Here is a 22,150-nt window from a genome sequence, read left to right on the forward strand (position 1 = left end):
TCGTTCAGGCGGCCCGCAATTTGCGCTCGCGACGGATCACTTCCGAAGCAAGCTGCAGATAGGCCTGGCTGCCCGAGCATTTGAGGTCGTAGAGAATCGCCGGCTTGCCATAGGACGGCGCCTCGGAAACGCGGACATTGCGCGGGATGACGGTTTCATAGACCTTGTCGCCCATATGCGCCCGTACATCCTGCACCACCTGGTTGGCGAGATTGTTGCGCCCGTCGAACATGGTCAGCACGATGCCCTGGATCGTCAGGTCGGGATTGATGGAGCGGCGCACCTGCTCGACCGTCTCCAAAAGCTGGCTCAGACCCTCCAGCGCGAAAAACTCGCACTGCAGCGGCACTAGCACCGAATCGGCCGCGGCCATCGAATTCAGTGTCAGCAGATTGAGCGAGGGCGGGCAATCGATCAGCACATAGCCGAAATTGGCCGAGCGCTCGGCCGAGGCCCGCAGCGCGTTGCGCAGCCGCAGAACCCGATCCGGCGCCGAGGCGATTTCCATCTCGATACCGAGCAAGTCGAGCGTCGACGGTACGATCGACAGGCCTGGCACCGCCGTCGGGATCGCCGCCGCTTCGAGATCGAGTTCGCCGGTCAGCACATCATAGGACGAGACGGTGCGGTCGCGCCGGTCGATGCCGAGCCCGGTGCTGGCATTGCCCTGCGGGTCGAGGTCGACGATCAGCACCTGTTCGCCTATGGCCGCCAGCGCGGTGGCCAGATTGATTGCCGTTGTCGTCTTGCCGACGCCGCCCTTCTGGTTGGCGACGGTGATGATTCGGGGGCCGTTCTTCATCATGGGTCTATGCCAGAAATTCATTGGGGTCGCCGGTCACAAGCCAGGGTGCTGTCGCAAGTCGGATACTTCGAGAATGACGCCCTGCGCATCGGTTGCACTGGCATGTTCTACCAGATCGAAAGACCATCGTTGAGCGCTTTCTGCCACTTCGGCGCGGTAATCCCGGCCTTTGTGAAACAGGCCGCGCGCCCCCTTGGTCAGCCACGGTGCCGCCAGGTCGAGCAAGTCGGACAGCGAGGCGAGTGCCCTGGCTGTGACGATTTGCGGTGCAGGAACAAGGAGATAGCTGTCGTCGATGCGGCGCGCGATGACCTTGGCGGGCAGGCTGAACTGTCCGACGACTGCTTGCAGGAACGATGCTTTTTTGCGGTTGCTTTCAACCAGGTCGATACCGGCGCCTTCCCGCTCGGCAAGCAAAAACGCCAGCACGAGGCCGGGAAACCCGCCGCCCGAGCCGAGATCGACCCAGCGCTTCGCCTCTGGTTTGATTCGCGCCAGCTGCGCGCTGTCGAGGATGTGGCGGCGCCAGACATCGTCCTGCGTCGATTGCGCGGCGAGATTGATCCGGCGGTTCCATTTCTGGAAGACGGCCTCGAACTCGACCAGACGATCGAATGTTTCACGTGAAACCGGGCCCGCTGCCGCTTGCAGGCTGGCCCAGGACGCAGCGCTCACGCGACCTGCTTTCGCGCGGCCGCCTCGGCATTGCGCACATGCGCGACAATAATCGCCAGCGCCGCCGGCGTCATGCCTTCCATGCGTTGCGCATCGGCAATGGAGCGCGGCTGGCGTGCCAGCATCTTCTGCTTCAACTCGTTCGACAGGCCGGGAACAGAAGCAAAGTCGAGCGACTCCGGAATAAGCCGGCTCTCCTCATGCCTGATCTGCGAAACATCGGCCTGCTGGCGGTCGAGATAGACAGAATATTTGGCTTCCGTTTCAAGACGTTCGGCCGTTTTGCTGTCGATCGCCGCGAAAGCCGGCTCGATGCGCGCCAGCCAGGCGATGTCGACGCCGGGATAGGCCAGCAACTCATAGGCCGAGCGACGGACGCCGTCCCGGTTGATCTCGAGCCCATGGCGCGCCGCCTCATTGGGTGTCATGGTGGTGCCGAGGGCGAGCTGTCGCGCCTTCTCAAGGCCTTGCACAACATTGTTGAACCGCTGCATCCGCTCCGGCGAGGCGATCCCCAGCCTTATCGCCAGCGGCGTCAGCCGCTCATCGGCGTTGTCGGCTCGCAGCGACAGCCGGAACTCGGCCCGCGAGGTGAACATGCGGTACGGTTCGGCGATGCCGCGGCTGGTCAGATCGTCGACCATCACGCCGATATAGGCTTCGGTGCGGCTCAGCACGATTTCCTCGCTCGCCGACGCCTTGCGCGCTGCATTCAAGCCGGCAAGCAGCCCTTGCGCGCCGGCTTCCTCGTAGCCGGTGGTGCCGTTGATCTGGCCGGCGAGGAAAAGCCCGGCGATCCGCCTGGTCTCCAGCGTTGGCTTGAGCTCGCGCGGGTCGACATGGTCATACTCGATGGCATAGCCCGGCTGCAGCATGGTTGCCCGCTCCAGCCCCGGAATGGTCTTCAGGATGTCGAGCTGCACATCTTCCGGCAGCGAGGTCGAGATGCCGTTCGGGTATACCGTGTCGTCGTCCAGCCCTTCCGGCTCCAGAAAGATCTGGTGGCCTTCGCGGTCGCCGAACTTGACGATCTTGTCTTCGATCGACGGGCAGTAACGCGGCCCGACGCCTTCGATTGACCCCGAATACATGGCCGAGCGGCCGAGATTGGCGCGAATCAGCTCATGCGTGGCATTAGTCGTGCGGGTAATGCCGCAATGGATCTGCGGGTTTTCGATGCGCTCGGTGAGCAGCGAGAACGGCACGGGATCTTCGTCCGCCGCCTGGCTCTCCAGTGACGCCCAATCGATTGTCCTGCCATCCAGCCGCGGCGGCGTTCCGGTCTTCAGCCGCCCAAGTTTGAAGCCGGCGCGGCTCATCGTCGCCGACAGGCCGATGCTCGCCTGTTCGTTCATGCGGCCGGCGACGATCTTCTTCTCGCCAATATGGATCAGCCCGCGCAAGAAAGTGCCGGTCGTCAGCACCACGGCGCCGCAGGCGAGCCTGCGACCGTCCGCCAGCAGCACCGCCGCGATGGGTCCGATTTCCCCGGCATCGATTTCGAAGTCCAGCACCTCGCCTTCGATGACATCGAGGCCGGCCTGTTGGCGGATTGCCGCCTGCATGGCGAGCCGATAGAGCTTTCTGTCCGCTTGCGTGCGGGGACCACGCACCGCCGGCCCCTTGCGGCGGTTGAGCAGGCGGAACTGGATGCCGGCCGCATCGGCGACGCGTCCCATCAGCCCGTCCATGGCGTCGATCTCGCGAACCAGATGGCCCTTGCCGAGGCCGCCGATCGCCGGATTGCAGGACATCACGCCGATCGTGTCGAAGCGCAGCGTCACCAACGCCGTCCTGGCGCCAGCCCGCGCAGCGGCACTGGCTGCCTCGCACCCAGCATGACCGCCGCCCACTACAACCACATCATAGTGATTGGTCATTTCAGAATCCCGAATTCAAGTGGACCGACACATGTCCCCGGAGACACGCGCTGTCAAGGACAGAGGTCGCTGTCTTCTCCTTCTCCCCTTGTGGGAGAAGGTGGATTGGCGCGCAGCGCCAAGACGGTTGAGGGGTGTTGGACGGAGTGCCGTGAGTGCCAAGCTGGAGCGCCCCTCATCCAACCGAGCCTCGCTCGGCCACCTTCTCCCACAGAAGGGGAGACGCACGAGCGGGATCGTTTCACGTGAAACAGTACCCACCCCTACTCCTGCGCCGTGTTTCACGTGAATCACCGCCGGTGTGCTGCTTCCCAAATGTTTCACGTGAGTCATTTCCCAATACAGAACTGCGAAAAAATCACATCGAGCATGTCCTCGACATCGACCGCCCCGACGATTCGTCCGAGCCGATCCGCCGCCAGGCGCAGTTCCTCGGCCCGCAGCTCTTGGCCGCGCTCGTCCCTCATGCCTGCCGCAACCAGGAACCGCTTCGTCTCATTGAGCAGCTCTACGTGCCGCAGCCGCGACGGCAGGATATCGCCCGCCTGGCCGATCTGCGCTGCGGCGCGGCGACCGATCTCGTCCAGCAGTTCGGCCAAACCCGTGCCGTCCCGCGTCGAGATAGCGAAATCATAGTGCGCCGCGGGCGACGGTGACTTGCCGCCCAACAGGTCAATTTTTGTTCCGACCCTCAGCGCCGGCATGTCGCCCGGCAGCGCACCGATCGCGATTGGATCCGCCAGGTCCTCCAGCACCAACAGCAGATCCGCGCTGTGCGCCTTGGTCCTGGCCTTCTCGATGCCGATTGCCTCGATCATGCCAGGCGCCTCGCGCAGGCCGGCGGTGTCGGTTACCCTGACCCGCACCCCTTCCAGGTCCAGTACCACCTCGAGCAGGTCGCGTGTCGTGCCGGGCTCGTCGGTGACGATGGCCGCTTCGCGCCGCGCCAAGGCGTTGAACAGGCTGGATTTGCCGGCATTCGGTGCGCCGAGGATCACGACTTCGAACCCATCGCGAATGATTTCGGCAGCGCGGAACCCGGCGACATGGCGCTCTATTTCCTCGATCATGGCCCGGACATCGGACCAGACCGTATCGGCGACCGAGCCCGGCACGTCATCCTCGTCGGCAAAGTCGATCTCGGCCTCGATCATCGCGCGGGCGTGGATCAGCCGTCGGCGCCAGCCTAGATAGAGGTCGCTCTGCACGCCTTCGGCGTTGTGCACGGCAAAGCGCCGCTGCGCCTCTGTCTCGGCGTTGATGAGATCGGCCAGCGCCTCGGTCTCGACCAGGTCGAGCTTGCCGTTGAGAAAGGCGCGGCGGGTGAATTCGCCAGGCTCCGCATGCCTGACGCCGTCGAAGGAGGCGATGGTTTCCAGCATCTTCGCCACGACCGCGCGCCCGCCATGCACATGGAACTCTGCAACGTCCTCGCCGGTAAAACTGTCGGGACCGGCAAAGAAGACGACCAGGCCGCTGTCCAGCACCGATCCGTCGGGCGCCCGGAACTTGCGATAGGTGGCAACGCGGTTCGGCACCGCTGATCCGGCGATCGTTTCGATGGCGAATCGACTCTGCGGCCCTGAAATCCGGATCACGGCAATGCCGGCCGGCAGGCGCCCGCTCGACAGCGCCACGATGGAGTCTTTTGAAATCATTTGCCCGCTCTGCCGAAGCGCCCTAGCTATGCCTGTTCAATCCGCCATCGAGTAGCGCCGTGACATTGCCTGCACAAAACCTGCTTGCCGAAGAGGCCAGCCCCTATCTGCAGCAGCACAGCGGCAATCCGGTGCACTGGCGGCCATGGTCGCCCGCCGCTCTGGCCGAAGCAAAGGCGCTGCAGCGCCCGATCCTGCTCTCTGTCGGCTACGCCGCGTGCCATTGGTGCCACGTCATGGCGCATGAGAGCTTCGAGAACGACGACGTCGCCGCCGTCATGAACCGTCTCTTCGTCAATATCAAGGTCGACCGCGAGGAGCGCCCCGACATCGACCAGATCTACATGGCGGCGCTGTCCTCGATGGGCGAGCAGGGCGGCTGGCCGCTGACCATGTTCCTGACCCCGGACGGCAAGCCGTTCTGGGGCGGCACTTACTTTCCGCGCGAGGCCCGCTACGGCCGGCCGGGCTTTCTCCAGGTGCTGGAGGCGGTAGACAAGGCTTGGCGGGAGAAGAAAGAAAGCGTTAACCAAAGTGCCGACGGGTTGACTACGCATGTCGAGACGCGGCTGGCGGGCAGCCACGGCAAGGCCGTGCTCGACCGCGGCATGCTGGCAAAGCTCGCCAACGGCATTGACGGCATGATCGACCGCGATTTGGGCGGCCTGCGCGGCGCGCCGAAATTCCCTAACGCGCCGTTCATGCAGAGCCTTTGGCTCTCCTGGCTGCACGACGGCGCCGCTTCCCACCGCGACGCCGTTCTCCTCAGCCTCGAAAAGATGCTGGCCGGCGGCATCTACGACCATATTGGCGGCGGCCTCAGCCGCTACTCGACCGACGCCGAATGGCTGGTCCCGCATTTCGAAAAAATGCTCTACGACAATGCCCAGCTCATCCGCTTGTGCAATTGGGCCTATGCGTCAACCGGCAAGGAATTGTTCCGGCTGCGAATCGAAGAGACGATTGCCTGGCTGTTGCGCGAAATGCGGGTCGAGGGCGGTGCCTTTGCCGCCAGCCTCGATGCCGATAGCGGGGGCGAGGAGGGGTTGTTCTACACCTGGAGCAGGGATGAGCTCGAAGCAGCCCTCGGCGACGATTCAGCCTTGTTTTTCAAATACTTCACGCTTGCCGACCCGCATGGCTGGGAAGGCAAGCCGATCATCCGCCAGACAGAAGCCCATCAGACGCAAAATGTGATCGACCGCCAACAGCTCGTCCCGCTGAAAGAAAAATTGCTCGCAGCGAGGGCACAGCGCGTTCGGCCAGGGCGTGACGGCAAGGCCCTGACCGACTGGAATGGCCTGATGATCGCAGCCCTTGCCGAGGCCGGGCGGTCGCTCGGCCGATCCGACTGGATCGAAGGGGCAGCAGCGGCCTTTGCCGTCATTGCGGGCGCCGGACGTGACAATCGCCTGCCGCATTCGATGCTCGGCGCAAAGAAGCTGTTTCCGGCTCTGTCGAGCGACTATGCCGCCATGGCCAACGCCGCCATCTCGCTGTTCGAGGCGACCGGCAGTCCGGATTACATCGCCCATGCCAGGAAATTCATTGGGCAACTCGATCTCTGGCACCGGGACAGCGACAAGACCGGCTACTATCTGACCGGGTCGGACAGCGCGGATGTGCCGATCCGCATCCGTGGCGATGTCGACGAAGCCATTCCTTCCGCTACCGGCCAGATCATCGAAGCCCTGGTCCGATTGTCGTCGCTTTCGGGCGATCTCGAACTCTGGGAGAAAGCCTGGACGGTCGCAGAGCACGCGGGTGGGCGGGCGGAGCACCAGGGCTACGGCCAGGCGGGAATAGTCAATGCCTGTGCCCTGGCGCTGGAGCCGCTGAAACTGGTGATCGTGGATAGACTGGAGAATCCAAGGCTTGTTCCGGTTGCGAATCGAAATCCAGACCCTCGTCGGGTGGACATCGTCGTGCCTGTTGGCGCGGCGACGAATCTGCCGGCCTTGCCAGGCGGCGTCCTGCCGCCAACGGCCGAGCCAGGCGCCTGGCTGTGCACCGGGCAGGTCTGCCTGCCTGTGGTGACTGAAGCTGATGAGCTGGAAGGGTTATTGCGGCGGTGATGGACCTGGCGCCCTTTCTCTTCTCCCCTTGTGGGAGAAGGGAAGACCCGCAACCCTACGTATTCATCGAATCGAAGAAATCCGCGTTCGTCTTGGTCTGCTTGAGCTTGTCGATGAGGAACTCGATGGCGTCGGTCGTTCCCATAGGCGCCAGGATGCGGCGCAGCACGAAGATCTTCTGCAGGTCCTGGCGCGGAACCAGAAGGTCCTCCTTGCGGGTGCCGGATTTGAGGATGTCCATGGCCGGATAGATGCGCTTGTCCGCCACCTTGCGGTCGAGCACGATTTCCGAATTGCCGGTGCCCTTGAACTCTTCGAAGATGACCTCGTCCATGCGGCTGCCGGTGTCGATCAGCGCCGTGGCGATGATGGTCAGCGAGCCGCCTTCCTCGATATTGCGGGCAGCACCGAAGAAGCGCTTCGGCCGCTGCAGCGCGTTGGCGTCGACACCACCGGTCAGCACCTTGCCGGACGACGGCACGACGGTGTTGTAGGCGCGGCCGAGGCGGGTGATCGAATCCAGCAGGATGACGACGTCGCGGCCGTGCTCGACCAGGCGCTTGGCCTTCTCGATGACCATTTCGGCAACCTGGACGTGGCGCACCGCCGGCTCGTCGAAGGTCGAGGAGACGACCTCGCCCTTCACCGAGCGCTGCATGTCGGTGACTTCCTCCGGCCGCTCGTCGATCAGAAGCACGATCAGGTAGCATTCCGGATGGTTGGTGGTGATCGAATGGGCGATGTTCTGCAGCAGCACCGTCTTGCCGGTGCGCGGCTGCGCCACGATAAGCGCGCGCTGGCCCTTGCCGAGCGGCGCCACCAGGTCGATGACGCGTGCCGAAATGTCCTTGGAGGTCGGAACCTCCATTTCCATCTTCAGCCGTGAGGTCGGATAAAGCGGCGTCAGATTGTCGAAATGGATCTTGTGGCGGATTTTTTCCGGGTCGTCGAAATTGATCGTGTTGACCTTGAGCAGCGCAAAATAGCGCTCGCCCTCTTTCGGGCTGCGGATCGGCCCTTCGACCGTATCGCCGGTCTTCAGCGAGAACCGTCGGATCTGCGACGGTGAAATATAGATGTCGTCGGGGCCTGGCAAATAGTTGGCATTGGCGGAGCGCAGGAAACCAAAACCGTCCTGCAGCACTTCGACGACGCCGTCGCCGATGATCTCGATATCCTGGGTCGCCAGTCTCTTCAGGATCGCGAACATCAGCTCCTGCTTGCGCATGACGCTGGCGTTCTCGACCTCGAGCGATTCCGCATAAGCGATCAGCTCTGGTGGTTTCTTGTTCTTGAACTCTGTGAGTTTCATTTCTTGCATCATTAGACGGACTCTGAGTAAGCTTTGGGAAAAATATCGGCGGGATGCGACAAATGCCGGGCGCGGCCGAAGCGATAAATGGGCGGCGCATGACGGGAAGGAAGACCCGTCTTTTATCGTCGGTCGGTTGAAAGAGCAAGCCGCCTTTTGCGGGCAACCGAAGACGTCAGAACGGTTTCACGATAACCAGGACGACGATGACGATCATCAGCAATGTAGGGATCTCATTGACGATCCGCCAGTGCCTTGCCGATTTTTCATTGCGGTCTTCGGCAAATTTCCGGACGGCGCCGGCGAGATAGCCATGCACGGCCGACAGGCCAACCACCGCGGCGATCTTGGCATGCAGCCAGCCGCCTTGAAAACCAAAGCCTTTCCAGGCAAGCCACAGGCCGAATGCCCAGGTGATCACCATTGCCGGATTGATGATGCCGCGCAGCAGGCGGCGCTCCATCACCTTGAAAGTCTCCGACTGGACGGAGCCTTTTTCGGCATCGGCATGATAGACCAGCAAGCGCGGCAGATAGAGCATGCCCGCCATCCAGGAGATGACGGCAATCACATGGATCGCCTTCGCCCAGGGATAGAAATCATCGGGCCCGAAGAGAAACAGCAGCCCGGCCAGCACCAGGAAGACGGCGATCGCAATTGCCGCGCGGCGCATCGCCCCTCGACCGCTGTTGGTGCTGTTCGCATTGTCTGCGCCCATCATCGTCACGATGCGCCCCGCACCAGTTTGACCATCTGCTCGACATGCGCCAGCGGCGTCTCCGGCGTGATGCCGTGGCCGAGGTTGAAGATCAGCGGCCCGTCGCCCAGCGCCTCCAGGATCGCCGCTACGCCGTCGGCAAGCGCCTTGCCGCCGGCTACAAGCCTCAGCGGATCGAGATTGCCCTGCACGGCGCCGTCACGCTGCAATTCCTTCGCCGTCGACAAGGGCACGGTCCAGTCGAGGCCTAGCCCGGTCACGCCGGTCTTCTGGCGATAGCTTCGATAGTGATCTCCGGCGCCCTTGGGAAAGCCGATGATCGGAACATTGGGATGGGCAGCCTTCACTTGCCGGACGATCTCGGCCACCGGCTCGACGCAGAACAATTCGAAAGACGCTTCGTCGAGCACGCCTGACCACGAATCGAAGATCTGCACCACCTCGGCGCCGGCTTCGATCTGCCGGATCAGATAGGCAGACGAATGATCGGCGAGCACCTTCAGCAGCCGAAGAAAGGCCGCCGGCTCGCGATAGGCGAACAGCCTGGCCGGTGACTGGTCGGGCGTGCCATGGCCGGCGATCATATAGGTCGCCACCGTCCAGGGCGCACCGCAGAAGCCGATCAGCGTCGTTTCATCAGGCAGTCTGGCGCGCAACCGCCGCACCGTCTCGTAGACCGGCTCGAGATTCACGTGAAACGCTTCGCCGTCGAGAGCCGCAATTTCCGTAGCCGTGATCGGCGTCAGCAGCGGGCCGCGTCCTTCCTCGAAGCGCACGTCGCGGCCAAGCGCATGCGGCACGACAAGGATGTCGGAAAACAGGATCGATGCATCGAAGCCGAAGCGTTCGATCGGCTGCAGCGTCACTTCGACGGCGAGATCCGGGTCGTAGCAAAGATCGAGGAAGGATCCGGCCCGTCTCCTTGTCTCCCGGTATTCCGGCAGGTAGCGGCCGGCCTGGCGCATCATCCAGACCGGTGGCGGAAACGCCGCCTTGCCTCTCAACACGTCCAGCACGATCCGGTCTTGAGGCATTGAGCGCTCGCCTTTCCAGGCTTCCCTATAATTAAATATTCTATTTTTAGGAATCTTATGATTCTAAGAGTCTGTTGGTTGTGGTGGTTGTCTCCTGTCCCGCTTTGCCTTGGAAAAGACCAGCCAGCATATTGTCGCGCGCTTCTCCAATGGGATTGCAGGACTTTGTGGAAAGTCGGGAATTTACGACTGGAGTCAATGCGTTGCCGCCAGGCCATGGAAATTGCCCCTGTGGATGACGCGAAGGCAAAAAGCTCCGTCCCCGGACTTGTCCCCAACCGCCCGGAGAAGCCGACAGCACATCGAATTGTGGACAAACCGGCATCTGATACAGTCGCTTCGCGGTGGCCGAGTTTTCCGCCCGGCTTATCCACATCGGCCCACAGCCTGGAATGTATCCTGTGAACAAACCGCAGAGCTTCTTTCACCTTCACCTGATTTCCGACGCCACCGGCGAAACGCTGCTGGCAGCCGGCCGCGCGGCTTCCGCGCAATACAAGGACGCGCGCGCCATCGAACATATCTACCCGCTCATCCGCACCGAAAAGCAGGTGACGAAGGTGTTCGAGGACATCGAGGAGGAGCCGGGCATCATCCTCTACACGGTGGTCGACCAGAAGCTTGCGCGTGGCATCGACGAACGCTGCGCGGCGATGGGCCTGCCTTGCGTCTCGGTGCTGGAGCCGGTGCTGACGGTGTTCCAGTCCTATCTCGGCACGCCGGCCGGCCGCCGCGTCGGCGCCCAGCATGTGCTGGACGCTGAATATTTTCGCCGTATCGACGCGCTCAATTTCACGATGGAGCATGATGACGGCCAGCTGCCGGCCAATATGGACGATGCCGATATCGTGCTTGTCGGCATCTCCCGCACTTCGAAGACGCCGACCAGCATCTATCTCGCCAATCGCGGCATCAAGACCGCCAACATTCCGATCGTGCTCGGCGTGCCGGTGCCCGAAAGCCTGGTCAATGCCAGGAGGCCGCTGATCGTCGGCCTGGTCGCCACCGCCGAACGCATCTCGCAGGTCCGGCAGAACCGCATTCTCGGCACGAGCGCCTATGAGCCGACCGATTATGTCGACCGCGCCGCGATCGCCGAAGAGCTCACCTATGCCCGCCAGATATGCACGCGGCATGGCTGGCCGATGATCGACGTCAGCCGCCGTTCGATCGAGGAGACGGCGGCGGCGATCGTTGCCCTGCGCGGCAAGACGCGCTAGGGTTTGGGCGCTTGCGCTGTGGGTGGTCCTTCCTTCTCCCCTTGTGGGAGAAGGTGGCCGAGCGAAGCTCGGTCGGATGAGGGGTGTTCCAGCTTGGCACCGACGGCGATCCTTCCAACACCCCTCAACCGTCTTGGCGCTGCGCGCCAATCCACCTTCTCCCACAAGGGGAGAAGGCAAGAGCAGGCGAAAAGAATGGCCGAAAAAATTATCCTTGCCTCGGGCAGCCCGTTCCGCAAGGCGCTGCTCGTCAATGCCGGCGTCACTGTCGAAGCGGTTCCGGCTTCTGTCGATGAGCGCGCGCTCGAGGCGCCGCTGCAGAATAGCGGGGTGTCGCCGGAGGACGTCGCCCTGGTGCTCGCCGAAGCCAAGGCCACCGACGTCAGTGAGCGCAAGCCCGGCGCCCTGGTGCTCGGCTGCGACCAGACGCTGTCGCTCGGCGACGAGCTGTTCCACAAGCCGGCCGACATGGAAGGGGCGCGCCGTCATCTGCTGGCGCTGTCCGGCAAGACGCATCACCTCAACAGCGCCGTCGTGCTCGCCCGTGACGGCCAGGTCCTGTGGCGGCATGTCGGCATCGCCAGCCTGACCATGCGCAAGCTCGATCCGGCCTTCATCGGCCGCCATCTGGCGCGCGTCGGCGCCAAGGCGTTGTCCAGCGTCGGCGCCTACCAGATCGAAGGCGAAGGCATCCAGTTGTTCGAAAAAATCGAAGGCGACTATTTTACCATTGTCGGCCTGCCGCTTTTGCCGGTGCTGGCCAAGCTGCGCGAGCTCGGGGCGATCGATGGCTGAGGCCTCGAAAAAAGCCTTCGTCACCGGCCACCCGATCGCGCATTCCAGATCCCCGAAGATCCACGGCTACTGGCTGGCGAAATACGGCATCGACGGCGTCTACGAGGCCATTGACGTTGCACCGGAAGCGTTTGCCGAATTCCTGCAGACGCTGCAGGCACAAGGCTATCGCGGCGGCAACGTTACCATCCCGCACAAGGAAGCCGCCTTCGCACTGGTGGCGCGCCGCGACGACGCGGCCGAACAGATCGGTGCGGTCAATACACTCTGGTTCGAGGATGGCGAATTGTGCGGCGGCAATACCGATGCGCATGGCTTTGCCGCCAATCTGGACGAGTATGCACCGGGCTGGGCGGCCAACGGCCCCGCCGTGGTGCTCGGCGCCGGCGGCGCCGCTCGCGCGGTTATTCATGCGCTGAGGCAACGCGGCGTCAGCGACATCCGCATCGTCAACCGAACGCTTGCGAGGGCGCAGGAGCTGCGCGACCGCTTCGGTGCAGGCGTCTCCGCACACAACATCGCGGCGACCGGCGAATTGCTCGAGGATGCCGGCCTGCTGGTCAACACGACAGCCCTCGGTATGCATGGCAATGATGGCCTGTCCGCCGATCCGGACAGACTGCCGGACCGCGCCATCGTCACTGACATCGTCTACGTGCCGCTGGAGACGCCGCTGCTTGCCTCGGCCATAGCGCGCGGCCTGAGAACCGTCGACGGGCTAGGCATGCTGCTGCACCAGGCGGTGCCCGGCTTCGAGCGCTGGTTCGGCATCAGGCCAGAAGTCACAGCCGAACTGCGGCAAATGATCATTGCCGATATCGGCGCGATAAAATGATCGTGCTCGGCCTCACCGGATCGATCGGCATGGGCAAGTCGGCCACGGCCAAGATGTTTGCCGAAGCCGGCGTGCCGGTCCATGATTCCGACGAGGCGGTGCATCGGCTTTATGCCGGCAAGGCCGCGCCCTTGATCGAGGCGGCCTTTCCCGGGACTACCCGATCCGGTGCGGTCGATCGCACAAAGCTGGCGGAGCGGGTGCTCGGCGACGGCGCCGCCCTGAAACGGCTGGAAGCTATCATCCATCCGCTGGTCCGTGCCGATGCCGATGCGTTCCTGGCTGAAAATCGTGCCGCCGGCGCGCCGCTTGCCGTGCTCGATATACCGCTGCTGTTCGAGACCGGCGGCCGGAACCGCGTCGACAAGGTCGTGGTCGTCACCGCGCCGCCCGAGATCCAGCAGGCCCGCGTGCTGGCGCGGCCGGGCATGAACGAGGAGAAACTGGCGTCGATCCTGGCCAGGCAGGTTCCTGACGCCGAAAAGCGCCGTCGCGCCGACTTCGTCATCGACACCGGTCAAGGCTTTGACGCCGCTCGCGCGGCCGTCAAGGCCATCATTGCCGAACTAGTCGTGGATAAGGCAGCCAGGCCTGGTTAATAGGCTTGCAGCCCACATTACTTGTTGCCATTTTGTTCCGGGTGTGATTCGGCTAGAATTATGCCGGAACCAGTGGACTGATTCGATGCGTGAGATCATCTTCGATACGGAAACCACCGGCCTCGACACGCGCGAGGACCGCGTCATCGAGCTTGGCGGCGTCGAGTTGGTCAACCGCTTCCCGACCGGCCGAACCTTCCACAAATATATCAACCCGCAAGGCCGCCAGATCCATCACGAGGCGCAGGCCGTGCACGGCATCAGCGCCGCCGATCTTCAGGGCAAGCCGACTTTCATGGAGATCGCCGAGGAGTTCCTCGCCTTCATCGACGGCGCCAAGCTTGTCGCGCACAATGCCGGCTTCGACATCGGCTTCCTCAATCTCGAATTCGGCCGGCTTGGCCATCCGGCCATCGATCCGGGACGGATCGTCGACACGCTGGCGCTGGCGCGCCGCAAGCATCCGATGGGCCCCAATTCGCTCGACGCGCTCTGCCGCCGCTATGGCATCGACAACGGCCGCCGCACCAAACACGGCGCGCTGCTCGATTCGGAATTGCTGGCCGAGGTCTATATCGAGCTTATCGGCGGCAAGCAGGCCAGCCTCATCCTCGACAGCATCATGACGCCGGCGGGAGGCAGACAGAATGTCGACGATATCGATATTTCGATCGGTGTGCGGCCGATCGCCTTGCCGTCGCGCGTGACCGACGCCGAGCGCGCAGCGCACGCGGGCATGGTTGGCACATTGGGCGAAAAGGCGCTCTGGCTACGCGTCGCCCCGGAAGCGAGTTCCGCGGCATAGTTATTGCCGATCGGCAGCTAACGTCGATAGTCCCGTTCGGCGGAAGTCGCCAAGCTTCGAGATTTGCCACTGAAGAGGAGTTACCGGCGTTCCGTCCCGATGAGAGCACAGCCTGTCCCGCCGGCGTCTCAAACAAAAAACCCGGCGCGAGGCCGGGCTTTTCAACGACCGAGTGACGCCGCCTTCAGCTCACCTTGACCTTGGCGGCGGCAGCCTGGTCCTCGGCCAGCTTCTGCTGGAACATCTGCGCGAAATCGATCGGATCTAGCATCAGCGGCGGGAAGCCGCCATTGCGTGTTGCCTCGGCGATGATCTGCCGGGCGAACGGGAACAGCAGCCGCGGGCATTCGATGAACAGGATCGGCAGCATGTGCTCCTGCGGGAAGCCGCTGATGGCGAAGACGCCGCCATAGACCAGCTCGACGTTGAACAGCACTTCCTGGTCGAACGACGCTTTTGCGTTCAGCGTCAAATTGACATCGAACTGCTTGTCCGAAAGCGGGTTGGCGTTGACGTTGACGTTGATGGCGATGCCGGGAGCCTTGTCGCGGCCGCGCAACGAGTTCGGTGCGCCGGGGCTTTCGAAGGACAGGTCCTTCACATATTGCGCAAGCACGTTGAGCGAAGGCTGCGCCGCATTCCCATTACCGTTGGCTGCGCCGGTCGGCGCGTCGTCGTTGCTGGCCATAAGCTGTGGTCCTTTTGCCTGGGCAGCGTTGCTGACCGGATTGAAATTCGGGCGTTCGCTATCATGGCCGGCACGACAAGACAAGTTTGCAAAAGACGCCGGTTACCTCGCGGCTACTCGTCCTTGAGGCGGCGCCAGGGAGAATCCGGTCCGCGCGTATGATCGTCGGCGCGCGAATAGTCGCCGTCGTCGAGATCGATGGTCTTGCCGCGTTGCCTTGCCCGCAAACCACCGCCGAAATCGGTTGCCAGCACGATGCGGCCTTTCAGCATCCGCCAGGCAAGATCGCGCACTGGCGGCAGGAACAGCAGAATGCCGAAAATATCCGAGATGAAGCCCGGGATGATCAAAAGGATCGCGGCCAGCACGATCATGGCGCCATGCGCAAGCTGGCCGCTCGGATCACGCCCGGCATCCATTTCGGCACGCACCCTGGCCATGACGCCAAAACCCTGGTGTCGAAGGAGCAAGGCGCCGGCGACGCTCGAGGCCAGCACCAGCCCGACCGTCGCCAGCGCGCCGATCTGGCGGCCGACAATGACGAAACCGGCTATCTCCAGCAGCGGAAGCGCGAGAATGAACAGGGGAAGCAGCGGGATACGCAAATCTTGACCGATCGTTTTCGATGTTTTGCCGGCCGGCGAGCAATCGCCGCTGGCACCAGAGCTGTTAGATAGGTATGGCTGCCTTTGATTTGAATGATTGCGCCATGCGTTCTATATGCTTTGGATACTGAACGCTATGTGATCGCGGCCCTTGCTTGGCCGCTGGTCCGGCCAAAGCAGGGATTGATTGGCGCAAGATATGGGCTTCTTCGACTTCGGCACGATTTTCTTTCTGATTGCGGCGGTGGTGATCTTCTTCCAGCTGCGCAACGTGCTTGGCCGACGCACGGGCAACGAGCGCCCACCCTTCGATCCATATACGGCAGCGCGCAAAAACGACAAGGATGCCGCCCAGAAACCCGAGAACGTGGTTTCGCTACCGCGCAAGCGGCTGGCGGGAGAGGCGGCGGCCGACGCCTATGTGGCGATCGATGCCTTTGCCAAGCCCGACACCGATCTCAACCGGGGCCTGCGGGCGATCAAGGACAATGATCCGACCTTCGATCCGAAGACCTTCGTCGACGGCGCCAAGATGGCCTATGAGATGATCGTCATGGCCTACGCCGATGGCGACCGCAAAACCTTGAAGAACCTTTTGTCGCGCGAGGTCTATGACGGCTTCGTCGCGGCCATCGGCGACCGTGAGGCGAAAGCCGAAAAGATCCAGTCCTCCTTCGTCGGCATCGACAAGGCCGACATTGTTTCGGCCGAGATGAAGGGCAGCGAGGCGCACATCACGCTGCGCATCGTCAGCGAGCTGATTTCGGCGACCCGCGACAAGGCTGGCGCCGTCATCGACGGCGATCCCGAGACCGTCGCCGAGGTCAAGGACGTCTGGACCTTCGCCCGCGACGCGCGCTCGCGCGATCCGAACTGGAAGCTCGTCGCCACCGAAGAAGAAGACTGAACTGGACGGCGGCGGGGGCTGTCGTGTCGCTTTCTAGAGCCTTCAGCGAAAAATCCTTTGGCGAATTGCCGGGCTGGGGCGAGGACGACCATCTCCCTGCCTTTGACGCCTTTCGCCGCTCGGCCTTTCATATCCTGACCAAACCCTACCGCTCCGGCGCGCTCGGCGTCGATTACAACGGCTTTGCCGACGCCTATGCCGAAGCGCGCACCGTTTCGCCGGCGAATCGGTTGCAGGCCAGAAGCTTTTTCGAACGCCATTTCGTTCCGGCTCGTATCGATGCCGAAGATGGTGGTCCCGGCCTGGTAACCGGCTTTTATGAACCGGCGGTCGAAGCCTCGCCGGTGCGCACGCAACGGTTTTCGGTGCCGTTGCTGTCGCGCCCGGCCGACCTTGTCGACATCGATGACGGCAATCGTCCTTCCGGCCTGGATCCTTATCTCGCCTTCGCTCGTGCCGCGCCGAACGGCCCGGTCGAATATTTCGACCGCGGCGAGATCGAACGCGGCGCGCTTGCCGGAAAAGGGCTGGAAATCGCCTGGCTCGCCGACAAGCTCGACGCCTTCTTCATTCACGTGCAGGGCGCGGCACGGCTCAACATGACCGACGGCAGGCTTCGCCGCATCACCTATGCCGCCAAATCCGGCCAGCGCTTTACCGGGCCGGGCAAGATCCTGAGCGAGGAAGGCGAGATCCCGCTGGAGAAGGTGACGATGCAGTCGATCCGTGCCTGGTTCAAGGCGCATCCGGAACGCGTCGACGAGATCCTTTGGCGCAACCGCTCCTATATCTTCTTCCGCGAGATGGGCGTCGACGACCGGGAGCTCGGCCCTATCGCTGCCGCCAAGGTGCCGCTGACACCCGGCCGCTCGATCGCCGTCGACCGGCTGCTGCACACGTTCGGCACGCCCTTCCATATCGACGCGCCGTCGCTGACCGCCTTCGACGGGAAACCGTTCCGGCGGCTGATGATCGCGCAGGACACCGGCTCGGCGATCACCGGGCCGGCCCGCGGCGATCTGTTTGCCGGGTCGGGCGATGCGGCCGGCGAGATCGCCGGCGTTATCCGCAACGCCGCAGATTTTTATGCGCTGATCCCCCGGTCGCTGGTTGCAGGAGCAGGCCGATGACCCGCCGCATCGACAGGCTGAGCGAGGACGACCGGGTGCTGTGGAACCTGGTGGCGCGCACGGCAAAGCCGCTGAAGGGCAAAATCGCCGTCGAAATTCCAGACGTCGGGCCGGAGATCGACGAGACCAGGCAGACGCCGCCGCCGGCACAGCTCGCGGGCAATGCTGCGACGGCCGCCAAGCCGAAGGCGCAGCATGTGTCCCACGCACTCGACGAACCGACACTGGACAAGCTATCGAAGGGCCGGCTGCCGATCGAGGGCCGCGTCGACCTGCATGGCCTGACCCAGGATGAAGCCTATTCGCTGCTGTTTTCCTTTCTGCGCCGGGCGCATGCCGGCGGCATCCGCTACGTCCTGGTGATCACCGGCAAGGGCTCTTCGTCGGGCGGTGATGGCGTCTTGCGGCGCGCCGTGCCGTCATGGCTGTCGACACCCGCCTTCCGGCCCCTCGTCTCCAGCCACGACCATGCAGCCCGCAACCATGGCGGCTCGGGTGCGCTCTATGTCCGCTTGCGGCGGGCGCGCTCATGAGGACACGCCCATGAGGATGCATCCATGAAGGTGCGCTTGTGACCCCGTTCGGCGAAAAGCTTCGCGTGCTGCGAAACGAGCGCGGCGTCAGCCAGAAGGACATGGCCAAGGCGATCGGCGTCAGCGCAGCCTATCTCTCGGCGCTGGAACACGGCCGCCGCGGTGCGCCGAGCTGGACGCTGATCCAGAAGATCATCGGCTATTTCAACATCATTTGGGACGACGCCGAGGAACTGGCGCGATTGGCCGAAACCTCACATCCGCGTGTCAAGCTCGACACGTCGGGCCTTAGCCCGGCGGCGACCGAGCTTGCCAATCTCCTGGCCGACAACATCGAAAAGCTCGACGAAGCCGAGCTTCGCCGCATCATTGCGTCGCTCCGCGCCGCACTGGCACGGCCGAAATGAGCTGCTTTGTTACTGGACCGAGCCGACCAGCACCTGCTGGCCGCCGCGGATGGAGACCCAGCGGCCGGTATTGTCGATCGCCTGCCGCTTGAGGAAACGATAGCCGGTCTGGTCCCAGGAACGGACCTGGTCGGTCAGATTGTCGAGGATGTAGTCGCCCTTGTCGGTGCGCACCGTCAGCACGGCGTGGCCCTCGCCATCCGGCTTGCGCACGACTGTCATCAGCAGATCTGCAAACGAGACGCCCAGCCGGTTCAGCTCACGGCGCTTTTCCAGGACATAGTCCTCGCAATCGCCAACGCCCTTGTCGGGATAGGCCCAGACCTCGTCCTTGCCGTAGATGTCGAAGTCGCTCTCCGGCTTGACGGCGGCGTTGACCTTTGTCGTGACGCTGAGCAGCTTGCGCCACAGCGAGCCGGTCAGGCTGGCGGGCGACAGATCCTTCGGGCGGATCGAGCATTCGGACGCGTAGCTCTTGCAGAAATCGTAATGGCCGATCGGCTGCGAGGTCGGGCCGCCTGTTATCATCGGGCTGGCTGCCGAGGCCGAACCGGCCCAACCTGCCGCCACAGTAAGTCCAGCCAGCGCGCACAGGCGCAGCGTTCTCGCCATTGGTGAGGAAATCATTGTCCCCGCTTGTCCCTTGTTGTTAACGAAACGTTAAGGGGTATTTACAGTCCGTGTCAATTATGAGGATGGATTGATTTTTGCGGCATGGTTACCCGCGTGGCGCCAACGCGACTATTGTGCAACAGGTCGACCAGCCCGGCGGCCCCGCCAAGCGACGATTTTGGCATTGACCGACCTGATGCGGATTGACGGGCATCATCACTGGTCGCCTATTTCTTGCCGGTCCTGACCAGCTTGGGTTTCACCGCAACACGGTTCTGACGGCCGTAGCTGGTAATGAAATCGACGATGCGCGGTACGATTTCGGAGCGGAAGCGCGAGCCGTTGAACACACCATAATGGCCGACCGCCGGCTGCATGTAATGGGCGTGCCTGTCGGTCGGGATGTTGATGCAAAGATCGTGCGCGGCCTTGGTCTGGCCGAGGCCGGAGATGTCGTCGTTCTCGCCCTCGACCGTAAACAGGGCGACATTGCGGATCGCCGAGGGGTCGACCACCACGCCGCGATGCGTCATCGTGCCCTTCGGCAAGGCCTGGCGGACAAACACGGTGTCGACGGTCTGCAGGTAGAATTCCGCCGTCAGATCCATCACCGCCAGATATTCGTCGTAGAACTCGCGGTGCTTCTCGGCATTGTCGCCGTCATGCTTCACCAGATGCATGAAGAAGTCCTTGTGGGCGATGATGTGGCGGTCGAGGTTCATGCTCATGAACCCCGAAAGCTGCAGGAAGCCGGGATAGACCTCGCGGCCGAAGCCCGGCACCGGCCAGGGCGCGCGCATGATGACGTTGTCGCGGAACCAGTCGATGCCCTTTTCCTGGGCCAGGAGATTGACCGCCGTCGGGCTGCGGCGGGTGTCGATCGGGCCGCCCATCAGCGTCATCGTCGAGGGCACGAACGGATCACCCTTGGCTTCCATCAGTGCCACCGCCGCCAGCACCGGAACCGAAGGCTGGCACACCGCCATCACATGGGTGTCGGGGCCCAGCGCATGCAGCATGTCGACGATGTAGTCGATATAGTCGTCAAGATCGAAGCTGCCGTCGGCCAGCGGCACCATGCGGGCGTCGACCCAGTCGGTGATATGCACGTCGGCATAGGGCAGCATCGCCTCCACCGTGCCGCGCAGCAGCGTCGCGTAGTGGCCCGACATCGGCGCGACGATCAACAGCTTCGGATCCGGCCGGCGCCCGGCCGGAACTGCGCGCTCGAAACGAACCAGGTTGCAGAATGGCCGCGACCAGACGGTGCGTTCGCTGACCTCAACGTTTTTCCAGTCGACGACGGTCTTGGTCAGGCCGAATTGCGGCTTGCCGTAGCGGCGCGTCGTGCGCTCGAACAGTTCGGCCGTTGCCGCAACCGAGCGGCCCCAGGAGGTGTGTGAGACCGGATTGAGCGGATTGGAGTAGAACAGGCGCACCGCATCGGCATAGAGGCGCGCCGGCTGCAAGGCGGCGTGGTTCAGTTCGTAGAGCTGGTAGAACATCGAGAACCCCGCTGCCGACTGCGATGGAAGGGCCGACGAGCAGCGCCGAGCCTTGAATGCCTTGGAGGGAAGTTAGCAACAATCTGCTGCGATGCAATACGTCAACTTGCGTGATTTATGCTCGTTCTTTCGTCCAAGGCGTTGAGAATCCGCCTGGAACGGCAACAGCCGGCTCAATGTGCACCTGCGAAGGAGTAGCAGAGGGCACGGTCATCGGTACAACCGTCGGAGGCGGCGTCCGCCGTCGCGACCGTTAGACGCGTGCCATGCAGACAGCGGTATGGCCCGAGCTGATGAAGCCGAGCTGACTGGCTGCGCCCTTTGACAGATCGAGCATCCGGCCCCTGATAAACGGGCCGCGGTCGTTGATGCGCACGACGACGCTGCGGCCATTGTTGCGGTTGGTCACCTTCAGCTTGGTGCCGAACGGCAGGCTGCGATGCGCTGCGGTCAGCGCCGACGGGTTCATGCGCTCGCCGGAAGCGGTTCTGGAGTGCAATGAGTACCAGGAGGCACGGCCGCATTGGGCGGCGGCGCTGGCACTGGACGCGCCGACCATCAGGCCAGCCGCGATCGTGGCCGCGACAAGCGCGGTCTGGTTGCTTTTGTTCATGTGTTGGGGACTGGCTCCGTTGACAGACCCGCAGCGGTTAGGGACGAATGAGGCAGCAAATGCGGCAATGATCTGTCGGTTCCATGGCAATGTTACACGTTTGGAGTCGGCGCGAAACAATTTGTCAGAGACTTTCCGCAGAGCGGCACAGCTTCCTTGATGGTCTTTGCACCGATCTCCGCGTGTCTTGCGCAAGATCGGAGGTTAGCATCTAAGTAGAAGTTGGTGTAGTCGAGCGGCTTCTTTTCGCTGTTCCATTCCGGCCGGAGCCGGGCTGATGATCGACTTGGAAAGGAGTTTCGGCAATGAGATTGATCAAAAATCTGCTGGCCTTGATTGTGCTCGCCATCGGCATGCTGTGGACGTTGCAAGGCATCGGCTTCATCCGCGGCAGCTTCATGACCGGCCAGTCGCAATGGCTCTATGTCGGCATCGTGACGGTGCTGGTCGGCTTGGGCGGCCTGGCCTGGGCAAACCGCTCGCGCATTTGAACGGGCGTCCATGCTCAGGCTCCCGCCAGAGCAGCGCACAGCGGACCCGTGGCGGTCGGTCACCGCGACCAGTATTGCCAGCCCCAGTAGAAACTTTCGTCGCGCGGCGGCAGGCGGTTGCGCTCCGCGTCCAGCTGCACGGGCGTCGGCGTTTTGCGTTCGCCGTCAGGCGGCTGTTTGTCCCCGTCCTTGATCAGGCGGAGCCAATGGCCGAAATGCACAAACAATACAGTGATGGAATGGCGCAT

24 protein-coding genes are annotated in these 22,150 nt (G+C 63.1%); 11 read left to right on the forward strand and 13 right to left on the reverse strand.

The features are described from left to right. Nucleotides 1–4: 4 nt before the first annotated feature. The 4 genes from AC0L2X_RS17775 to mnmE all read right to left on the reverse strand — a co-directional run bounded on the left by AC0L2X_RS17775 (nucleotide 5) and on the right by mnmE (nucleotide 5,018). The gene (locus tag AC0L2X_RS17775) at nucleotides 5–805 is read right to left on the reverse strand and encodes a ParA family protein (protein WP_084642633.1); all 801 of its coding nucleotides are present in this window, start codon (nucleotides 803–805) and stop codon (nucleotides 5–7) included. A 33-nt stretch (nucleotides 806–838) separates the two neighbouring features. Further along, nucleotides 839–1,480 (reverse strand): 16S rRNA (guanine(527)-N(7))-methyltransferase RsmG, encoded by a 642-nt coding sequence (gene rsmG, locus AC0L2X_RS17780; RefSeq protein ID WP_473600103.1) that lies wholly within the window; start codon nucleotides 1,478–1,480, stop codon nucleotides 839–841. After that, a complete protein-coding gene (gene mnmG, locus AC0L2X_RS17785) occupies nucleotides 1,477–3,360 on the reverse strand; it encodes a tRNA uridine-5-carboxymethylaminomethyl(34) synthesis enzyme MnmG (protein WP_473600104.1) in 1,884 nt (627 codons plus the stop codon). The genes rsmG and mnmG overlap by 4 nt, the downstream gene beginning before the upstream one ends. A 329-nt stretch (nucleotides 3,361–3,689) precedes the next feature. Continuing rightward, a complete protein-coding gene (mnmE, locus tag AC0L2X_RS17790; protein WP_473600105.1) occupies nucleotides 3,690–5,018 on the reverse strand; it encodes a tRNA uridine-5-carboxymethylaminomethyl(34) synthesis GTPase MnmE in 1,329 nt (442 codons plus the stop codon). Between the two features lie 59 nt (nucleotides 5,019–5,077). Between mnmE and AC0L2X_RS17795 the strand changes: the two genes are divergently transcribed. After that, a complete protein-coding gene (locus AC0L2X_RS17795; RefSeq protein ID WP_473600106.1) occupies nucleotides 5,078–7,093 on the forward strand; it encodes a thioredoxin domain-containing protein in 2,016 nt (671 codons plus the stop codon). A 55-nt stretch (nucleotides 7,094–7,148) separates the two neighbouring features. On the opposite strand, the gene rho is transcribed toward AC0L2X_RS17795, so the two are convergent. From rho to hemE, 3 genes are all read right to left on the reverse strand, one after another. Next, entirely contained in the window at nucleotides 7,149–8,414 is a 1,266-nt protein-coding gene (rho, locus tag AC0L2X_RS17800) for a transcription termination factor Rho (RefSeq protein ID WP_023675925.1), read from the reverse strand. Between the two features lie 166 nt (nucleotides 8,415–8,580). Continuing rightward, nucleotides 8,581–9,126, reverse strand: coding sequence for a protoporphyrinogen oxidase HemJ (hemJ, locus tag AC0L2X_RS17805; protein ID WP_473600138.1), 546 nt, complete (start codon nucleotides 9,124–9,126; stop codon nucleotides 8,581–8,583). Nucleotides 9,127–9,128: 2 nt separating this feature from the next. Continuing rightward, nucleotides 9,129–10,157 (reverse strand): uroporphyrinogen decarboxylase, encoded by a 1,029-nt coding sequence (gene hemE, locus AC0L2X_RS17810; protein WP_473600107.1) that lies wholly within the window; start codon nucleotides 10,155–10,157, stop codon nucleotides 9,129–9,131. Between the two features lie 401 nt (nucleotides 10,158–10,558). On the opposite strand from hemE, the gene AC0L2X_RS17815 reads away from it, so the two are divergent. The 5 genes from AC0L2X_RS17815 to dnaQ all read left to right on the forward strand — a co-directional run bounded on the left by AC0L2X_RS17815 (nucleotide 10,559) and on the right by dnaQ (nucleotide 14,411). After that, on the forward strand, nucleotides 10,559–11,377 hold the full coding sequence (locus AC0L2X_RS17815) for a pyruvate, water dikinase regulatory protein (RefSeq protein WP_352458816.1): 819 nt from the start codon (nucleotides 10,559–10,561) through the stop codon (nucleotides 11,375–11,377). Nucleotides 11,378–11,572: 195 nt separating this feature from the next. Next, the gene (locus tag AC0L2X_RS17820) at nucleotides 11,573–12,172 is read left to right on the forward strand and encodes a Maf-like protein (RefSeq protein ID WP_473553906.1); all 600 of its coding nucleotides are present in this window, start codon (nucleotides 11,573–11,575) and stop codon (nucleotides 12,170–12,172) included. Then, nucleotides 12,165–13,007: a shikimate dehydrogenase gene (locus AC0L2X_RS17825; protein ID WP_473553908.1), complete on the forward strand. Its 843-nt coding sequence runs from the start codon at nucleotides 12,165–12,167 to the stop codon at nucleotides 13,005–13,007. The genes AC0L2X_RS17820 and AC0L2X_RS17825 overlap by 8 nt, the downstream gene beginning before the upstream one ends. Continuing rightward, entirely contained in the window at nucleotides 13,004–13,606 is a 603-nt protein-coding gene (coaE, locus tag AC0L2X_RS17830; RefSeq protein ID WP_473600108.1) for a dephospho-CoA kinase, read from the forward strand. Before AC0L2X_RS17825 ends, coaE begins: the two co-directional genes overlap by 4 nt. 85 nt (nucleotides 13,607–13,691) lie before the next feature. Continuing rightward, nucleotides 13,692–14,411, forward strand: a complete 720-nt coding sequence (dnaQ, locus tag AC0L2X_RS17835; protein ID WP_473600109.1) for a DNA polymerase III subunit epsilon — start codon at nucleotides 13,692–13,694, stop codon at nucleotides 14,409–14,411. Nucleotides 14,412–14,595: 184 nt separating this feature from the next. Here the strand turns inward: dnaQ and secB are convergent, their stop codons facing one another. After that, nucleotides 14,596–15,099 (reverse strand): protein-export chaperone SecB, encoded by a 504-nt coding sequence (gene secB, locus AC0L2X_RS17840; protein ID WP_292659655.1) that lies wholly within the window; start codon nucleotides 15,097–15,099, stop codon nucleotides 14,596–14,598. 113 nt (nucleotides 15,100–15,212) lie between these two features. After that, a complete protein-coding gene (locus tag AC0L2X_RS17845; protein WP_473600110.1) occupies nucleotides 15,213–15,704 on the reverse strand; it encodes an FxsA family protein in 492 nt (163 codons plus the stop codon). Between the two features lie 199 nt (nucleotides 15,705–15,903). On the opposite strand from AC0L2X_RS17845, the gene AC0L2X_RS17850 reads away from it, so the two are divergent. From AC0L2X_RS17850 to AC0L2X_RS17865, 4 genes are read left to right on the forward strand one after another with little or no spacing between them, the layout of a single operon-like run. Further along, nucleotides 15,904–16,611: a Tim44/TimA family putative adaptor protein gene (locus AC0L2X_RS17850; RefSeq protein WP_473600111.1), complete on the forward strand. Its 708-nt coding sequence runs from the start codon at nucleotides 15,904–15,906 to the stop codon at nucleotides 16,609–16,611. A 23-nt stretch (nucleotides 16,612–16,634) separates the two neighbouring features. Then, nucleotides 16,635–17,741 carry a murein transglycosylase A gene (gene mltA / locus AC0L2X_RS17855; RefSeq protein ID WP_473600112.1) on the forward strand — a complete coding sequence of 369 codons (1,107 nt, stop codon included), beginning with the start codon at nucleotides 16,635–16,637 and terminating at the stop codon, nucleotides 17,739–17,741. Then, nucleotides 17,738–18,274, forward strand: a complete 537-nt coding sequence (locus tag AC0L2X_RS17860) for a Smr/MutS family protein (RefSeq protein WP_473600113.1) — start codon at nucleotides 17,738–17,740, stop codon at nucleotides 18,272–18,274. Before mltA ends, AC0L2X_RS17860 begins: the two co-directional genes overlap by 4 nt. Before the next feature lie 38 nt (nucleotides 18,275–18,312). Continuing rightward, a complete protein-coding gene (locus AC0L2X_RS17865) occupies nucleotides 18,313–18,681 on the forward strand; it encodes a helix-turn-helix domain-containing protein (RefSeq protein WP_352473989.1) in 369 nt (122 codons plus the stop codon). Between the two features lie 9 nt (nucleotides 18,682–18,690). Here AC0L2X_RS17865 and AC0L2X_RS17870 read toward each other — a convergent pair whose 3' ends face one another. From AC0L2X_RS17870 to AC0L2X_RS17880, 3 genes are all read right to left on the reverse strand, one after another. Next, nucleotides 18,691–19,308: a transglutaminase-like cysteine peptidase gene (locus AC0L2X_RS17870; RefSeq protein ID WP_473553919.1), complete on the reverse strand. Its 618-nt coding sequence runs from the start codon at nucleotides 19,306–19,308 to the stop codon at nucleotides 18,691–18,693. A gap of 212 nt (nucleotides 19,309–19,520) precedes the next feature. Then, nucleotides 19,521–20,798, reverse strand: a complete 1,278-nt coding sequence (locus AC0L2X_RS17875; RefSeq protein WP_473600114.1) for a polyhydroxyalkanoate depolymerase — start codon at nucleotides 20,796–20,798, stop codon at nucleotides 19,521–19,523. Nucleotides 20,799–21,051: 253 nt separating this feature from the next. Further along, nucleotides 21,052–21,411 (reverse strand): septal ring lytic transglycosylase RlpA family protein, encoded by a 360-nt coding sequence (locus tag AC0L2X_RS17880; protein WP_473553921.1) that lies wholly within the window; start codon nucleotides 21,409–21,411, stop codon nucleotides 21,052–21,054. Nucleotides 21,412–21,716: 305 nt separating this feature from the next. Here AC0L2X_RS17880 and AC0L2X_RS17885 point away from each other — a divergent pair, with 305 nt between their 5' ends. Then, complete coding sequence (locus AC0L2X_RS17885; protein ID WP_292659638.1) at nucleotides 21,717–21,902, forward strand: hypothetical protein; 186 nt, start codon at nucleotides 21,717–21,719, stop codon at nucleotides 21,900–21,902. 59 nt (nucleotides 21,903–21,961) lie between these two features. Here AC0L2X_RS17885 and AC0L2X_RS17890 read toward each other — a convergent pair whose 3' ends face one another. Continuing rightward, on the reverse strand, nucleotides 21,962–22,150 hold the full coding sequence (locus AC0L2X_RS17890; RefSeq protein WP_352565536.1) for a hypothetical protein: 189 nt from the start codon (nucleotides 22,148–22,150) through the stop codon (nucleotides 21,962–21,964).

Source organism: Mesorhizobium sp. WSM4828, assembly GCF_055811175.1.

Coding starts and splice junctions, on each gene's coding strand:
- AC0L2X_RS17885 (WP_292659638.1), top strand. CDS start 21,717: ATGAGATTGATCAAAAATCTGCTGGCCTTGATTGTGCTCGCCATCGGC.
- AC0L2X_RS17860 (WP_473600113.1), top strand. CDS start 17,738: ATGACCCGCCGCATCGACAGGCTGAGCGAGGACGACCGGGTGCTGTGG.
- secB (WP_292659655.1), bottom strand. CDS start 15,099: ATGGCCAGCAACGACGACGCGCCGACCGGCGCAGCCAACGGTAATGGG.
- AC0L2X_RS17850 (WP_473600111.1), top strand. CDS start 15,904: ATGGGCTTCTTCGACTTCGGCACGATTTTCTTTCTGATTGCGGCGGTG.
- AC0L2X_RS17820 (WP_473553906.1), top strand. CDS start 11,573: ATGGCCGAAAAAATTATCCTTGCCTCGGGCAGCCCGTTCCGCAAGGCG.
- rho (WP_023675925.1), bottom strand. CDS start 8,414: ATGCAAGAAATGAAACTCACAGAGTTCAAGAACAAGAAACCACCAGAG.
- AC0L2X_RS17870 (WP_473553919.1), bottom strand. CDS start 19,308: ATGATTTCCTCACCAATGGCGAGAACGCTGCGCCTGTGCGCGCTGGCT.
- hemE (WP_473600107.1), bottom strand. CDS start 10,157: ATGCCTCAAGACCGGATCGTGCTGGACGTGTTGAGAGGCAAGGCGGCG.
- AC0L2X_RS17890 (WP_352565536.1), bottom strand. CDS start 22,150: ATGCGCCATTCCATCACTGTATTGTTTGTGCATTTCGGCCATTGGCTC.
- AC0L2X_RS17880 (WP_473553921.1), bottom strand. CDS start 21,411: ATGAACAAAAGCAACCAGACCGCGCTTGTCGCGGCCACGATCGCGGCT.
- hemJ (WP_473600138.1), bottom strand. CDS start 9,126: ATGATGGGCGCAGACAATGCGAACAGCACCAACAGCGGTCGAGGGGCG.
- mnmE (WP_473600105.1), bottom strand. CDS start 5,018: ATGATTTCAAAAGACTCCATCGTGGCGCTGTCGAGCGGGCGCCTGCCG.
- mnmG (WP_473600104.1), bottom strand. CDS start 3,360: ATGACCAATCACTATGATGTGGTTGTAGTGGGCGGCGGTCATGCTGGG.
- AC0L2X_RS17775 (WP_084642633.1), bottom strand. CDS start 805: ATGATGAAGAACGGCCCCCGAATCATCACCGTCGCCAACCAGAAGGGC.
- dnaQ (WP_473600109.1), top strand. CDS start 13,692: ATGCGTGAGATCATCTTCGATACGGAAACCACCGGCCTCGACACGCGC.
- AC0L2X_RS17875 (WP_473600114.1), bottom strand. CDS start 20,798: ATGTTCTACCAGCTCTACGAACTGAACCACGCCGCCTTGCAGCCGGCG.
- coaE (WP_473600108.1), top strand. CDS start 13,004: ATGATCGTGCTCGGCCTCACCGGATCGATCGGCATGGGCAAGTCGGCC.
- AC0L2X_RS17825 (WP_473553908.1), top strand. CDS start 12,165: ATGGCTGAGGCCTCGAAAAAAGCCTTCGTCACCGGCCACCCGATCGCG.